Origin of the sequence: Nocardiopsis coralli, from assembly GCF_014892575.1 — a bacterium.
In the GTDB taxonomy this organism is placed as follows: domain Bacteria; phylum Actinomycetota; class Actinomycetes; order Streptosporangiales; family Streptosporangiaceae; genus Nocardiopsis; species Nocardiopsis coralli.
Map to the genome: position 1 here is coordinate 45,418 of NZ_JADBGI010000034.1, position 15,199 is coordinate 60,616.

The 15,199-nt window shown below is 72.2% G+C and carries 9 protein-coding genes; 5 read left to right on the forward strand and 4 right to left on the reverse strand.

Going from position 1 to position 15,199, the window contains the following annotated elements:
* Positions 1–9: 9 nt before the first annotated feature.
* Positions 10–384 (reverse strand): hypothetical protein, encoded by a 375-nt coding sequence (locus IDM40_RS25990; protein ID WP_193124715.1) that lies wholly within the window; start codon positions 382–384, stop codon positions 10–12.
* A 115-nt stretch (positions 385–499) separates the two neighbouring features.
* Positions 500–1,843: a PP2C family protein-serine/threonine phosphatase gene (locus IDM40_RS25995; RefSeq protein WP_193124716.1), complete on the reverse strand. Its 1,344-nt coding sequence runs from the start codon at positions 1,841–1,843 to the stop codon at positions 500–502.
* Positions 1,844–2,077: 234 nt separating this feature from the next.
* On the opposite strand from IDM40_RS25995, the gene IDM40_RS26000 reads away from it, so the two are divergent.
* Both IDM40_RS26000 and IDM40_RS26005 read left to right on the forward strand, forming a co-directional pair.
* The gene (locus tag IDM40_RS26000; protein ID WP_193124717.1) at positions 2,078–3,205 is read left to right on the forward strand and encodes an SDR family NAD(P)-dependent oxidoreductase; all 1,128 of its coding nucleotides are present in this window, start codon (positions 2,078–2,080) and stop codon (positions 3,203–3,205) included.
* 38 nt (positions 3,206–3,243) lie between these two features.
* Positions 3,244–4,209: a TIGR03557 family F420-dependent LLM class oxidoreductase gene (locus tag IDM40_RS26005; RefSeq protein ID WP_193124718.1), complete on the forward strand. Its 966-nt coding sequence runs from the start codon at positions 3,244–3,246 to the stop codon at positions 4,207–4,209.
* A 340-nt stretch (positions 4,210–4,549) separates the two neighbouring features.
* Here the strand turns inward: IDM40_RS26005 and IDM40_RS26010 are convergent, their stop codons facing one another.
* Positions 4,550–7,039, reverse strand: coding sequence for an ATP-dependent Clp protease ATP-binding subunit (locus IDM40_RS26010; RefSeq protein ID WP_193124719.1), 2,490 nt, complete (start codon positions 7,037–7,039; stop codon positions 4,550–4,552).
* 291 nt (positions 7,040–7,330) lie between these two features.
* On the opposite strand from IDM40_RS26010, the gene IDM40_RS26015 reads away from it, so the two are divergent.
* Both IDM40_RS26015 and metX read left to right on the forward strand, forming a co-directional pair.
* The gene (locus IDM40_RS26015; RefSeq protein ID WP_193124720.1) at positions 7,331–8,647 is read left to right on the forward strand and encodes a bifunctional o-acetylhomoserine/o-acetylserine sulfhydrylase; all 1,317 of its coding nucleotides are present in this window, start codon (positions 7,331–7,333) and stop codon (positions 8,645–8,647) included.
* The gene (metX, locus tag IDM40_RS26020; RefSeq protein ID WP_193124721.1) at positions 8,644–9,792 is read left to right on the forward strand and encodes a homoserine O-acetyltransferase MetX; all 1,149 of its coding nucleotides are present in this window, start codon (positions 8,644–8,646) and stop codon (positions 9,790–9,792) included. Before IDM40_RS26015 ends, metX begins: the two co-directional genes overlap by 4 nt.
* On the opposite strand, the gene IDM40_RS26025 is transcribed toward metX, so the two are convergent.
* On the reverse strand, positions 9,712–10,767 hold the full coding sequence (locus tag IDM40_RS26025) for an aldo/keto reductase (protein WP_235997953.1): 1,056 nt from the start codon (positions 10,765–10,767) through the stop codon (positions 9,712–9,714). The genes metX and IDM40_RS26025 overlap by 81 nt on opposite strands.
* A 211-nt stretch (positions 10,768–10,978) precedes the next feature.
* Here IDM40_RS26025 and IDM40_RS26030 point away from each other — a divergent pair, with 211 nt between their 5' ends.
* Positions 10,979–13,135: a tetratricopeptide repeat protein gene (locus IDM40_RS26030; protein WP_193124722.1), complete on the forward strand. Its 2,157-nt coding sequence runs from the start codon at positions 10,979–10,981 to the stop codon at positions 13,133–13,135.
* The last annotated feature ends 2,064 nt before the right edge of the window (positions 13,136–15,199 follow it).

Genomic DNA, 15,199 nt, shown 5'->3' on the forward strand with positions numbered 1-15,199 from the left:
CCCGCCCGGTCACCGCCCGGGAGAGCCTTCGTCCCCGGGGTCGGGTTCGTCCCGGTCCTGTCCGTAGGGGTGGGAGCCGCCCTCGCCGCCGGCGTTTCCCGGGTCCCCGTGCGCGTCCCCGTCCTCCCCGGCGCCGGGTTCCTGGTCCCCGGGGTGGTCGCCCCGGGTCGCGGCGCGGCGGGCGTCGGGGTCGTACATGCGCTCGTAGCCGGTCGGGTAGCGCCGGCCGTCGGGGGTCTCGTCCCAGTACTCCTCCGAGCGCACCGCCTTCTGGGCGCTCATCCGCGACCAGCGCAGGACGCCCAGCACGATGAAGATGACCACGATCGGCACGGCGATGGTCACCAGGACCCAGATCAGCCATGCGGTACCGGGTGTGTCCACGGTCGGCCCCCTTCCGTTCGGCAGGGAGGGAGGCTGCCGGAGAGGGCAGCCTGGCCCTGGGATACCCGAGGCCGGGGCGGCTGTAACGAAAAGGCCCGTGCCCACGGGAGCCCCGTCAGCCTTGACCGGACCCCCGCGGCCGCAGCGTCAGCACCGTGATGTCGTCGTGCTCGCCGCCGTCCAGCCAGTCGCCCACACGCTGGGCCACCCACTCCGCGGTCGCGTGGGCCGAAGCGCCCCCGCACTCGCCCAACAGGCGCCGCAGCCGCTCCTCGCCGAGCATCTCCCCGCCGCGCAGCGGGTTGCGGGCCTCGGTGACACCGTCGCTGTAGACCACCAGGGTCTCGCCGGGTTCCAGCACCAGGTCCGTGCTCTTGAAGACGGCCTCCTCGATCGCGCCGACGAACAGACCGCCCACCCGTACCTCGCGCACGTCGCCGCCGCGGCCGACCACCAACGGCGCGGGGTGCCCGCCCCCGGCCAGACGCAGGGACAGCGCACCGCCGGGCGCGGGTTCGGCGCGCCCCAGCAGCACGGTGCTGAACTTCTCCGGGTCGGTGCGCAACATGAGCACGTTGAGCAGGCTCAACAGGGTGCGCGGGTCCTGCTCCACCAGGCGCAGGGCCTCCAGCGACTGGCGCAGCATCCCGCTGAGCAGGGCCGCGTCGTTGCCCTTGCCGCACACGTCACCGAAGGCCAGGTCGAAGCCGTGCTCGCGCGGGTGCACGCCGTAGAAGTCCCCGCCGATGCGCTCGGCCTCCACGGAGGAGCGGAACACCGCCCCCAGCTCGGCGTGCTCCACGTCCGGCAGCGGAGCCGGCACCAGCGCCGACATCAGCGTCGAGGCGGTGCGGGCCTGGTGCTGGTACAGGCGCGCGGTGCTCAGCGACGTGCCCAGGCCCTCGGCGTAGTCGCGCGCCGTCCCCGGGCTCACGTCGAGCGCACCGTTGCCGCGCTGCAGCAGCAGGGCACCGGCCACCTCCGTCAGCCCCGGCACCGCCACCGCCCGCAGCGCCCCCGGCCCGTCCCGCAGGGGCAGGAACGTGCGCACCAGCGCCTCCACGGGGTCGCCCGGCGCGGGCTCGCCCTCGGAGGCCGTGCCGCGCAGGATCTCGTCGAGCCACGGGGCCGAGGCCACCGCCGCGGGGCTCCACGTGCCCTGGCCCGTGCCGACCCCGCGCCGTCCCCGCTCGTCGTGGAAGGCGCACCACCAGTGCACCGACCCGTCGGGACCGGCGAGGAAGAGGGCGCACAGGTCGGCGGCCTCGGGCACAGGGTGGCGCACGGCCTGCTCCACCACACGGTCGGGGTGCAGGATGTTGCCGAGAGCGCGGGCCCCCGAACGCAGGCGTTCCTCCGGGCCGATGGGCCCGTGGGGCGCGTCGTGCAGAGCGTCGCCGATCGGGGCGGTACGGTCGCTCTCCGACGGTGACCGGGTGTTGCCGCCCTTGACCAGCACGGGGTCCCCTTCCCGAGGGTGGTGACGTTGCTAGGCGGCCTCGACGGTCCGCAGGGCAGACGATACCCGCAGTGACACAAATATTCCGAGCGGAAATGTCTCTCCGCGTGCTGTTCAGGGGCCCAAGAGCGCGGACGCGGAACCCCATCTCTTCCCACCTGCGGTTTTTGCGTCCCGACTGCCGGGTAACCGACACACCACGTCCGCCGTCCCCTGACGAAATGGAGACCACCGGTGAGCGGTTGGAAGGCACCCGTCGCGCTCCTCGGAGCCCGCTGGGCCCTGAACAGGTACCGCAACCGGAAGCGCCGTCCCACGCCGGGCGAACGCGCGCTCGACCTGGCTGCCTGGGCCGGGGCCGGCGCCGTCATCGGGGTCGGGGCCTCTGCGCTGGCCGAACGCCGCCGGGCCGGGCGGTTGCGCGGATGCGTCGCCCTCGTCACCGGCGGCACCCGCGGCCTCGGCCTCCAACTGGCACGCGAGTTCGGCGCAGGCGGGGCCTCCGTCGTCATCTGCGGGCGCGACCCCGGCAACCTCGACCGTGCCGTCACCGAGCTCATCGGCCGCGGCGTCGACGCCCATGGTGTGGTCTGCGACGTCACCGACCGCGAACAGGTCCGCGCCCTCGTCGGCGAGACCGTCGAACTCTTCGGACGCCTCGACGTCGTGGTCAACAACGCCGGCGTCATGCGGGTGGGCCCGGCCGAGGCGATGCAGGACACCGCCTTCACCGAGGCCATGGACATCATGTACTGGGGCCCCTTCAACGTCGCCCGCGAGGCCCTGCCCCACCTGCGCGGGACCGAGGGCTCCCTGGTCAACATCACCTCCATCGGCGCCTACCTGACCGTCCCCCACCTGTTGCCCTACTCCACGGCCAAGCACGCCTGGGCCGCCCTGTCCGAAGGGCTGGCCGCCGAGACCGGCCGCAGCGGGGTGCGGGTCACGACCGTGGTTCCGGGGCTGATGCGCACCGGGTCGCACCGCGGTGTGCTCTTCGTCGGCGACCCCGAACGCGAGTACGCCTGGTTCGCCCTGTTGGCCGGCCTGCCCCTGCTCAGCACCGACGCCGACCGGGCCGCCCGCCGTGTCGTCGCCGCGACCGCGCGCCGACGGGGGTTCGTCGTGCTCAACCCCACCACCCGCGTGGCCATGGCCGTGCACGGCCTGGCCCCCGGCCTGACCCAGCAGGCCATGCGCGTGGCCGGACGCATCCTGCCCACCGTGCCCGACCACGTCACCGAACGCAGCGGCCACGAGAGCGGGAACAGCAGGATGGGGCGGCTGGCCGAGAGCGCGGCCGCGCTCAACGAACGGGCCGTCGACCGACTCAATCAGGACACGCGCGACCGGCGAGACTGAGGCCGGCCGGGTGCGCGGCCGACGACGGGGGAGTGCACGTGACGCGCATCGGCTACTTTCTTTCCAGCGAGGAACACACCCCGCGGGCGCTGGTCCGCCAGGCCCAGGGCGCCGAGGCCGCCGGGTTCGACGCCCTGTGGATCAGCGACCACTTCCACCCCTGGTTGGAGAGCCAGGGACAGTCGCCGTTCGTGTGGACGGTGGCCGGGGCGGTCGGCCAGGCCACCGCACTGCCGATCACCACCGCCGTGACCTGCCCGACCACACGCATGCACCCGGCGGTGATCGCACACGCCACCGCCACCACCGCCGCCCTGGCCCGGGGCGGGTTCACGCTCGGGGTGGGCACCGGCGAGGCCCTGAACGAGCACATCCTCGGCCTGCCCTGGCCGCCGGCGGCCCAGCGCATCGCGATGCTGGAGGAGGCCATCGAGGTGATGCGCCGGCTCTGGACCGGCAAGCTCGTCACCCACCGCGGCGAGTACTACGACCTCGACACCGCCCGCATCTACACGCTTCCCGAGGAACGCCCGCGTGTGTACATGTCCGCGTTCGGGCCCAAGGCCACCACCCTGGCCGCGAGCGTGGCCGACGGCCTCATCCAGGTCGCGCCCAGCCCCGACACCATCGAGATGTTCCGCGCCCGGGGCGGCGCGGGAAAACCCGTCCAGGGAGGGCTCAAGGTCTGCTGGCACCAGGACGAGGCCGAGGCCCGGCGCATGGTCCACCACCGCTGGCCCACCGAGGCCCTGCCCGGCGAGGCGCTCCAGCTCCTGCCGCTGCCGCGCCACTTCGGGCAGCTCACCGGCGAACTGGTCAGCGAGGACATGGTCGCCGCGAAGGTGCCGTGCGGGCCCGACCCGGACGTGCACATGGCGGCGATCCGCCCCTACCTGGAAGCAGGGGTGGACGAGCTCTTCATCTCCCAGGTCGGCGACGACCAGGAGGGGTTCTTCGAGTTCTTCACCACCGAGCTCCTGCCCCGCCTGAGAGCCGAACGATGACCCGGCCCGGGACCCCCGGACCGACGGACGTCCCCCAACGAAGGAGGTAGTGCACATGCCGACCCGGACCCGAAACGGGACCGTACGGGAACCCGATCCGATGCCGCCGGACCCGTTCCCCCCGACACCCATGCCGCCGCCCGAGCCCGAACCGGAGCCGGAGCCGATGCCGCCCGAGCCGCCGGTTCCCGGACGTCCCGGCCCCGAACCCGAACCGGAACCGGCCTGACCCGGCGGCCCGCGCCGCACCGGCCCGCCGCTCGCACCCGGCACCGCGACACACACCGGCCCCGGACCGTCACGGCGACGGTCCGGGGCCGGACTCCGCCCGGGGCCCGGGTCAGAAGGTGTCGACGGTGTTGATCGTCAGCTCGTCGCCGCTTGCGTCGACGAGCACCCGGTCACCGGAGACGACCTGGCCGTCCAGCACCATCCGCGAGAGCTTGTTGCCGATGTTGCGCTGGATCGTGCGCGCCAGCGGCCGCGCCCCGTAGACGGGCTGGTACCCGCGCTGGGACAGCCAGCCGACCGCCTCGTCGGTGAAGCGCACCGAGATGCCCTGGTTCTTCAGGCGCTCCTCGGTCTTCTCCAGCATGAGCCGCGTGATCTGGCCGATCTCCTGCTCACCGAGCTGCTTGAAGACGATGACCTCGTCGATGCGGTTGATGAACTCGGGCCGGAACTCCTCCCGCAGCCGGCGCATCACCCGCTGCTCGGTGTCGGTGTCCATCTCGCCGCTGCTGGTGAACCCCATCGGGGCGCCGCCGGTGATGGCCTCCGAACCCAGGTTGCTCGTCATGATCACCACGGTGTTGCGGAAGTCGACCGTGCGCCCTTGCCCGTCGGTCAGGCGGCCGTCGTCCAACAGCTGCAGCAGCAGGTTGAACACGTCCGGGTGCGCCTTCTCGACCTCGTCCAGCAGCAGCACCGAGTACGGGTGCCGGCGCACCGACTCGGTGAGCTGGCCGGCCTCCTCGTACCCGACGAACCCGGGAGGGGCACCGGTGAGGCGGCTGGCGGTGTGCCGCTCCTGGAACTCGCTCATGTCGATGCGGATCAGCGACTCCTCGGAGCCGAACATCGCCTGGGCCAGCGCCCGCGCCAGCTCGGTCTTGCCCACACCCGTGGGGCCGAGGAACAGGAAACTGCCCACCGGCCGGTCCGGGTCGTCGAGCCCGGCCCGGTTGCGGCGGATCGCCTCCGAGACGGCCGTGACCGCCGCGTCCTGGCCGATGACCCGCTCGTGCAGGACCTCCTCCAGGTTGACCAGGCGCTCGCGTTCCTCCTGGGTCAGCTGGCTGACCGGGATGCCCGTGCTGCGCGAGACCACCTCGGCGATGTCGTTCGCGCCGACCTCGGGCACGGCCGAACCGGTACCCCGGGCCTGGTGCACCGAACTGCGGGCCTCGATGATCTCGTCGCGCAGCCGCCCGGCGCGTTCGTAGTCCTCCTCCTGGACCGCCTTCTCCTTGCTCTCCTCCAGCTCCTTGAGGTGGTTCTCGATCTCGCGCAGCGCCGAGCTGGACGACTTCAGGCGCAGGCGCACCCGCGCGCCCGCCTGGTCCACGAGGTCGATGGCCTTGTCCGGCAGGAACCGGTCGGTGACGTAGCGGTCGGAGAGTTCGGCGGCCGCAACCAGGCTCTCGTCGCTGAAGCGCACCTGGTGGTGGGCCTCGTAGCGGTCCTGCAGCCCCCGCAGGATCTCGATGGTGTCGCCCACCGACGGCTCGGGCACCTGGATGGGCTGGAAGCGGCGTTCCAGGGCCGCGTCCTTCTCGATGTTCTTGCGGTACTCGTCGACGGTGGTCGCACCGATGATGTGCAGCTCACCGCGGGCGAGCGCCGGCTTGAGCATGTTCCCGGCGCTGGTGGAGCCCTCCGCGGCGCCCGCGCCCACGATCGTGTGGATCTCGTCGATGAAGATCAGCAGCTCCTCGGAGTGGGTGCGGATCTCCTCGACGATCTGGTTGAGGCGCTCCTCGAAGTCGCCCCGGTAGCGGGTCCCCGCCACGATCCCGGACAGGTCGAGCTGGACCAGGCGCCGCCCGCGCAGGACGTCGGGGACGTCGTCGTCGAAGATGCGCTGGGCGATGCCCTCCACGATCGCGGTCTTGCCGACGCCCGGGTCGCCGGTGAGCACCGGGTTGTTCTTGCGCCGCCGGGCCAGGACCTCGATGCACTCCTCGACCTCGGCGTCGCGGCCCACGACCGGGTCCAGGCGCCCCTCCCGGGCGAGCTCGGTCATGTCGGTGCCGAACTCGTCGAGCGAGGGGGTCTTGGAGGGCTCGGACTCGCCCTGCTCGGTGGGGGCCTGCGGGCCCGACGCCTGCTGCAGGGCCTGCGGGCTCACGCCGGAGTCGCGCAGCAGCTGGCTGACCGGGTTGTCGGGGTTGACCGCCAGTGCGAACAGCATGTGCTCGGGTGTGATGCTGGAGCTGCCGGTGGCGCGCGCGATCTGCAGGGCGTCGAGCAGGGCGCGTTTGGCGGAGGGAGTGAGCCGTGCCGAACCGCGCACCGACCGGGGTGCCTGGGCGACGGCCTGGTCGATGACCTCCTCGAGCTTGGAGACCTGCGCGTCGGTGCGGTCGATCAGCTCGCGCGTGGGCGGGTAGCGCAGCAGGGACCACAGCAGGTGCACCGAGTCGACGTCGGCCCCGCCGGACTCGAGGGACCGGTGCACGGCCGCGTCGGCGACCTGCCGCGCCTCGGTGCTCATCAGCTTGGACAGGTCGACCCGCCGGACCGGTCCGCGTGCACCGAGAAAACGGGCCAGGAACTCGTCGAAGGAACCGGGGTCCTTGCCCTGGTCGTCGGGAAATTCATTCGTCATCTCGTCTCGCCCCCCGTGCGTTCTGTAGTGCGTCAATGACCTTACGTGATCGCCCCTCGTTCCTTCGCGAGGGGTCTCGGGCGATATCGAAGAACGTCGCTGAACCTCCAGGAGTTCCCGCCGTGTCGGGGCTGCCTACCCGTGCAGCCGCGGCCTGCAACAACCCGGGCGGCCCGATCCTTGTGGGATGGATCGCCCCGAAGGGCTGGCCGGGTCGGCGACGGGGTGCTACCTTCCCCGTGAAGCCTAATCCTACTTTTCCGGTTGGAAATAGAGAGAAGAGGTGTGCACGTGTCCACGGAGACCACCGCCGAAGGTTCCTGGTCCTTCGAGACCCGCCAGATCCACTCCGGCGCGAGCCCCGACCCGGCCACGAACGCACGGGCCACGCCGATCTACCAGACGACCTCGTACGTCTTCCGCGACACCCAGCACGGCGCCGACCTGTTCAGCCTGGCCGAACCCGGCAACATCTACACCCGCATCACCAACCCCACCCAGGAGGTGCTGGAGGAGCGCCTGGCCGCCCTGGAACACGGGGTCGCGGCCGTGGCCTTCGCCTCCGGATCGGCCGCGGTCACCTCCGCCCTGCTCAACCTCGTGGGCGCCGGCGACCACATCGTCTCCAGCAGCCTGCTCTACGGCGGGACCTACAACCTCTTCCACCACACGCTGCCCAAGCTGGGCATCGAGGTCAGCTTCGTCGAGGACCAGAACTCGCCCGAGGCCTGGCGCGCGGCCACCAAGCCCGGCACCAAGCTCTACTTCGCCGAGACCCTGGCCAACCCCGGCGGCAACGTCCTCGACGTGCGCGCCGTCGCCGACGCCGCCCACGACCAGGGTGTGCCCCTCGTGGTCGACAACACCGTGCCCACGCCCTACCTGCTGCGGCCCATCGACCACGGCGCCGACATCGTCGTGCACTCGGCCACCAAGTACCTCGGCGGGCACGGGACCACCATCGCCGGCGTCGTCGTCGACGGCGGCACCTTCGACTTCGGCGCGCACGGCGACCGGTTCCCCAGCTTCACCGAACCCGACCCCAGCTACCACGGGCTCAAGTACTGGGAGGCCCTGGGGCCGGGCGCCTACGCGGCCAAGCTCCGGGTCCAGCTGCTGCGCGACACCGGGGCCGCCATCGCCCCGTTCAACAGTTTCCTGATCCTGCAGGGGGTGGAGACGCTCTCCCTGCGCATCGAACGCCACGTCGCCAACGCGCAGACGCTCGCCGAGTGGTTGGAGGGCCGGGACGAGGTCGAGGCCGTGCACTACGCCGGCCTGCCCTCCAGCCCCTTCCACGACCAGGCCCGCCGGTACCTGCCCGACGGCGCCGGCGCCGTGGTCTCCTTCGACCTGCACGGCGGCGTCGACGCCGGGCGTGCGTTCGTCGACGGCACCCGGCTCTTCAGCCAACTGGTCAACATCGGGGACGTGCGCAGCCTCATCGTCCACCCGGCCAGCACCACCCACAGCCAGCTCACCGACGAGGAACGGGCAGCGGCGGGAGCCGGACCCGGGCTCGTGCGCCTGGCCGTGGGCCTGGAGAACGTCGAGGACCTCAAGGCCGACCTGGAACTGGGGTTCCGGGCGGCGAAGGCACACCAATGAGGCCAGGGCGCGCGCCCACCGTCCCCCTCGCCCCAGGGGCCGGGGTCTGGCGGGACGGCGACCCCGAGGGCGAGCGCCGGTGGGTGCACCTGGAGGAACCGCTGCGGTTGGAGAACGGGTCCGTGCTCCCGGGTGTCCGGATCGCCTACCAGACCTGGGGCCGGCCCGCCCCCGCACGGGACAACGCCGTCCTGGTCCTGCACGCCCTCACCGGCGACGCCCACATCGCCGGTGAGGCCGGGCCGGGCCACCCCTCCCCGGGGTGGTGGGACGGGTTGGTCGGTCCCGGCCGCGCCCTGGACACCGACCGCTGGTTCGTCGTGGCGCCCAACGTCCTCGGCGGCTGCCAGGGCACGACAGGGCCCGCCTCGCTCGCCCCGGACGGCCGGCCCTGGGGCGCTCGGTTCCCGCGGGCGACCCTCCGGGACTCGGTACGGGCGGAGTCGGCGCTGGCCGATGCGCTCGGCGTGCCCGCCTGGGCGGCCGTCATCGGTGGATCCATGGGCGGGATGCGTGCGCTGGAATGGGCGCTGACCTTCCCCGGCCGGGTGGAACGGGCCCTCGTCCTGGCCTGCCCCGCCGCCACCACCGGCCGGCAGATCGCCTGGGCCGCGCCCCAACTCCACGCGATCCGTTCCGACCCGAACTGGCAGGGCGGCGGGTACCACGGCAGCGGCCGTACACCCGCCGCGGGGCTCGGGATCGCCCGCCGGATCGCACACCTGACCTACCGTTCCGACGGCGAACTCGACACACGTTTCGGGAACCTGCCCCAGGACGGCGAGGACCCCGCGGACGGCGGGCGCTACGCGGTCGAGTCCTACCTGGACCACCAGGCGGACAAGCTCGTGCACCGCTTCGACCCGGCAGGCTACGTCCTGCTGACCGAGGCCATGAACGCACACGACATCGGCCGGGGGCGCGGGGGAACCGCGCGGGCCCTGCGGTCGCTGCCCCGGCGCACGCTCGTGGGCGGGGTCGACAGCGACCGCATCTACCCGCTGGGGTTCCAGGAGGAGATCGCCCGCGGACTGCCCGTCCCCGGGCCCGCGCGCGTGATCTCCTCACCCCACGGCCACGACGGGTTCCTCGTGGCCGTGGAGCAGGTCGCCGCGCTCGTGGACGAACTCCTGCACGCACCCTGACGGGGCGGCAGCCGGGGGAGGGGGGCAGTCCGAGGCCGCGGTCAGGGCCTCGGACTCCTCCGCGGTCAGCCGCAGCTCCGTCACCGGGAGCAGACCCTCGAGCTGGCCCAGGTCACGGGCGCTGGCCAGCACCGACGTCACACCGGGGCGGTCGACCAGCCACGCCAGCGCCACCGCCGCCTGCGTCGTGCCGTGCTCGGCGGAGATGCGGTCCAGTTCGGCCAGGACCCGCTCGCCGCGCGGCTCCTCCAGGTAGTCCCACGCCTTGCCCGCCCGCGGGCTGTCGACCTCCGCGCCGCCCTTGCGGTACTTGCCGGTCAGGAACCCGCGCGCCAGCCCGAAGTAGGGGAGCAGCGACAGCTCCCGCTCCTTCGCCAACGGCACCAGGTCGGACTCGATGCCCCGCTCGACCAGGTTGTACTGCGGCTGCACACAGACCGGCGCGTGCAGGCCGCGGTCCGCGCAGAGGTCCATCCACTCGGCGATGCGCTCCGGGCTGTGGTTGGACAGCCCGATGTGGCGCACCTTGCCGGCCTCGACCAGGTCGGAGAAGGCCCGCGCGCTCTCCTCCAACGGGGTCTCCGCGTCGTCGAAGTGCGCGTAGTACAGGTCGATGGTGTCCACGCCCAGGCGCCGCAGGGACGCGTCGGCCGCCGCACGGATGTTGGTGTCGCTCAGCCCCTGGAAGTCGGGGTGGCCGCCGACCTTGGTCGCCAGCACCAGACCGTCGGGGCGGCCCCGGGCCGCGAGCCACCGCCCGATCACCGACTCCGACTCGCCGCCGCTGTGCCCCTCGGCCCAGGCGCTGTAGACGTCGGCGGTGTCCACGAAGTTGCCGCCCGCGCGCACGTATTCGTCGAGCAGGGCGAAGGAGGTGGCCTCGTCGGCGGTCCACCCGAAGACGTTGCCGCCGAAACACAGGGGAGAGACGTGCAGGTCGGAGGGGCCGAGCCGGCGGAGTCCGGTCGCGCTCATGGTCACCGCGATTCATGTGGGGTGTGGAGGGCCCTGGAGGCCGTTGTCACGGGAAGGCTATGCCCGGGTCCCGGGGGAGTGACAAGGGTTTTCCCGCCGGGCCGGGCCGGGCAGGCGTTGGCCGCTTGCGGCCACACCCGGGGCCCGTGCGCCCGATCCGGCACGATTAGGGTGGCGATGCCCCTGGACCCCCGGCCGCGAGGACCCTTTCGTGCACGAGCCCGAGAACCGTGTCAGCAACAACGTCGGAACGGTCTCGGGGGACGGCACGGTCCTCCAGGCCATGCACATGAACGTCACCATGCAGGGCGGTGACGGCAAGTGCGACGGCGACGCACCGGGGTACGACCTGCCCGCACCGCCCGCGATGGTCGACCGCGAGGAGCCCCTGCGCGCCGCCCTCGAAGCCATCGACCGCGGACGCGACCACGCCACACTGCTGTACCTGATCGCCGGCCCGGGGCAGGGTTCCTCCGCCCTCGGGCTGAAGATCATGCACGAGAGCCGGGCCGCGCACGGGTCGCGCTTCTCCGGCCGGTACCACCACGCCGACCTGTCCAGGAACGACGTGCTCTTCGCGATCGCCGAGGAACTGCGCCGCAAGGGTGTACCCGAGAACCGGATCCCGGCGGTGCCCGAGGAACGGTTGCGGGCGCTGCGCGAGAGACCCCAGTGGAGCCGGCCCACCGCCGTCCTGGTCGACTCGCCGCGCACCCCCAGCGAGATCGTGCCCTTCGCCGCGACCAGCCCGGGCAGCGTCGTCGTGGTCCTGATCAAGGGCGAGTTCGACCTCGACACCCTCACGCCGGAGGAACAGAAGGTCCTCGAACACGTCGAGCAGCGCATCATCCGTCTGCGCTCCCTGCCGGAACACCACGCCAGGGACCTGTTCTGCCGCCGCGCGTCGGTGGAAACACGCACGCCGCAGGACGCGGCGATGGTGGACCGGTTCGTGCGCGAGGCCGACGGCGACACCGTGCTCCTGAACGCCTACGCGCGGCGGGTCATGGCAGCCTCGTTCCGTCACGAGGACGCGCTCGCCCGGGTACACGGCGAGGTCTTCCCGGACGCGGGGGACGGGGCGCCGGCGGCCGACGCCTGGGTGACCGAAGGGCTTCGCGACCTGGTCGGGCTGCTCGCACGACTGCCCGACGCCGACTTCGGGACCGACCTGCTGTGCCGGATGACCCGCCGCAGCGCCGACGGCCTCGTGCCCGACCTGGAGGAGCTCGTGCGCGGCGGGGTCCTGCACGTGTTGCGCTCCGGGCCGCGGACCCCGGGCGACCGGTACTTCTTCGCCTCCGGCCGTCTGCGGCGTTCCCCCTCCTTCCACATGAAGGGAAACATGGACGAGATCACCACGACCCTCACCCACTACGCCGAACTCGGGTACGCGGCCCATCATGCGATCTTCTCCGACCGCTGGCTCCAGATCGAGCTCGACGGGGACACCGCCTTCCCGGCGGGCACCGACCGCGCCCGCTCCTTCGCCAACGCGGACGAGGCGGGACAGGCGCTGGAGGCCGAACGCGGCGCCCTCATCGCGGTCATCACACACGCGGTGCTGCACGGCCACCACGCCGAGGCCGCCGAACTGTGCGAGGTGCTGTGGCCGTTCTGGTTCACCCGCGGGTTCTTCGGCGACATCGGCGACACCCACCCCGCTCTGCTGAGGGCTGCCGGGGCCGCAGCCGTGGTGCCGCCCGCACGGCTCTCGCGCATCCATGCCCAGTGCTCCATCGCCTTCCGGCGCGAGAACCACCTGGCCGAGGCCCGCCGCGACGCCGAACGCGCGCTCGAGCTCGCGGAGGGTGCGAACCCCCTCGTACGGCTGACCGCGCAGGAGGCCCACGGGGACGCCCTCCTCGCCTTTGGGGATCGGGGCCGTGCCCGGGACAGTTTCGAGCAGGCACGGCAGAGCGCCCGCGAGGTGGACCCGTTCGACGGCAGGGCCCTGCACATCGCGGAACGCAAGCTGGCCGAACTGCTCCTGGGCGATGCAGACACCGATGCCGACGCGGACACGGACACGGACCTGCGGGGGGTGGCCGAGCTGCTCGACCACGCCCGTTCCCTGCTGGCGGAGGGGGACCACCAGAACCACGGCCGCACCCACACCGTGACCGCCCGGCTGCGGGCACGGGAGGGCGATATCGCGGCGGCGCTCGGCGAGTACGACCGCGCCATCGAGCGCCACGGCCGGCTGAACGACCGGCGCCGCATGGCCGACAACCACCTCGAGCGCGCCGACCATGCCCCAGAGGGGCCGCGGGCGGATCTGGAGCGGGCGGTCGCGCTGTACGGGGAGGCCGGCGTGGACGACAAGGTGCGGGCGGTGCGGGAGCGGTTGGAGGCACTTGGTGGGTGAGTGGTTAGTGCTGGGTGGTTAGTGGTGCTTGGTGGATGGGTGGGTGATTGATCGGTGGTGTGCGTGCGGGGTGGGGTTGTCGGGGGTTCTGGGTGTGGGTCCGGGGGTTGGGTTCTGGGGTGTGAGGGGTCCTGAGGGTGTGGGGTGCGTGCCGGGGTGCCTGTGGGGTGTGGGGTGTTCTGTGGTGTTGCCTCGGGGGTGGTGGTTCGTCGGGGCCGGGATCTTAGCCCGGCCGGGCCTTCCCGCAACCCACGTCGGCGCCCCACCAGTTCACAGGGTTGGAGCGGTTGTGTCGGCGTTCTTGTGGTGGAGCGCGGCGCCTCGGGGTGTGCGTTCCGGCCCTGTTCGCCGGGCTGACCCGACCCGCATCGACGAACCACCCGCTCCCCCGAGACGCCCCGCCAGCACAAAGGAACGGTGGGCACAACAATCCCCCTGTGGTCACCCCATTGCGACCAACGCTTACGGCGTGGGCATGGTGGCTCGCTCCTGCGGCGGTACAAGCAACGGCACAGGCGGGCCCCGCGCACTCCCGGCCGAGCATGGAGTCCCGAGGGTGGCACGTGTGTGGGTGGCCCCGGGCCCCGCACTCCCGGCGGGGCATTGAGTGTCGGGGTGGCACTCGTGCGGGTGGCCCCGGGCCCCGCGCACTGCTGGCGGTGCATTGAGTCTCGGGGGTAGCAGGCGTGCGCACCTCCTCCGAGCCTCCAAAAGCTCCGGTACGGGGCAGTCGGGGGTGACACCGTGTGTGGGTGAGCCCCGGGCGGGCCTGTTTCCGGTCACCCCCCGTTGCGGGTGGCGCTGTTGCGCTCTGTGCGGCAGGTGCCCGGTTCCTTGGCGTTGTTCGTGCTCTTTCAGGCACTGACAACGTTTTCAGGTGCTCAATAGAGCACTATCAACCACCGGAAACGGCCGCTCGGGCCAGGCTCAGGCTCTCGTGCGATCGGGTCCGGTCCGGTGGAGCCAGAGCCGGCCGCCGTGGATGGGCATGCGGTCGCATGCGGTGGACACGCGGCGGGCATTCCATGGAGATTCTCCAGGCGAGGCCTGGTGCGCGGAGCGTGGTGCCCCTTGGCTGAGCCAGGTGCGGCATCCACCGGTCACCGGTCACCGGCCCAGCGGGCGTCACCGGATCCAGGTTCGGAGATTCTCCGTTCGGGTCGCGCTGCGATGTGACCGTCGAAGACGGGGGTGGCGACCGCGGTCCTGGAGATTCGCCAAGCCCTGGGGCGGCTGCCGGGTGTCGTCGGCGTGTGCGCCTCCTCCGGGCCCTGCGCACTCCCAGTCGAGGATTCAGGCCTGGTGGCACGTGTGCGGGTGGCCACCTGCCGGGGCCTGGGCTGACTGCTCACCAATCGCGCGGTCGCCGGGTCGCCCGGTCGTGCCCTGATTTCTGGTGGAGCCGAGAGGGAGGGCGCTCGATCCTGTGTCTCTGCGCCTCTGTGCCGTTGGTAGTGCTCAAAAGGACACTGACAACGTTTTCAGGTGCTCAATTGGGCACTATCGACCGCTGGGAACGGTGGCTCGGGCCAGGAGCAGGCTCACGTGCGATCGGGTCCGGTGGAGCCAGAGCCGACCGCCGTGGATGGGCCTGCGCTGGCCTGCGGCCTGAGGTGCGGTCGCGTGCGAGGGGTATGCGGTGGGGATGCCGTGGAGATTCTCCAGAGGCGAAGCCTGGGGCCTGGGGCCTGGGCTGGGGTCTGGGCTTGGTGGGCGGTGGGCCTCGGCGGGGCCGGTTGCGGCAGTGGCCGTCCCAGCGTGCACCACTGCACCACTGCACCACTGCACCGCTGGCCCCGGGTCTGGGGATGCTCCGTTGGCCCCGGTGGGGCCTGGTTGGGCTCGGTGGGGCGTGGTGGGGCCCGGTGGGGCCCGGTGGGCCCGGTTGAGATCGGCCCACAACAAGCCCACGGAGGGGCCCTGACGATCTAGCCGGTGCCGACGTTGTCGTTGTCCTTGTCGGGGTCGGTGACCTCAGCACCCGAGCCGCCGTTGGCGCCGCCACCGGTGCCACCGGTCCCGTTGGTGGGGGTGTTCTCGGTGCGGGAGTGGCGGTACTTGGCG

Coding starts and splice junctions, on each gene's coding strand:
- IDM40_RS26010 (WP_193124719.1), bottom strand. CDS start 7,039: ATGACGAATGAATTTCCCGACGACCAGGGCAAGGACCCCGGTTCCTTC.
- metX (WP_193124721.1), top strand. CDS start 8,644: ATGAGGCCAGGGCGCGCGCCCACCGTCCCCCTCGCCCCAGGGGCCGGG.
- IDM40_RS26025 (WP_235997953.1), bottom strand. CDS start 10,767: ATGAGCGCGACCGGACTCCGCCGGCTCGGCCCCTCCGACCTGCACGTC.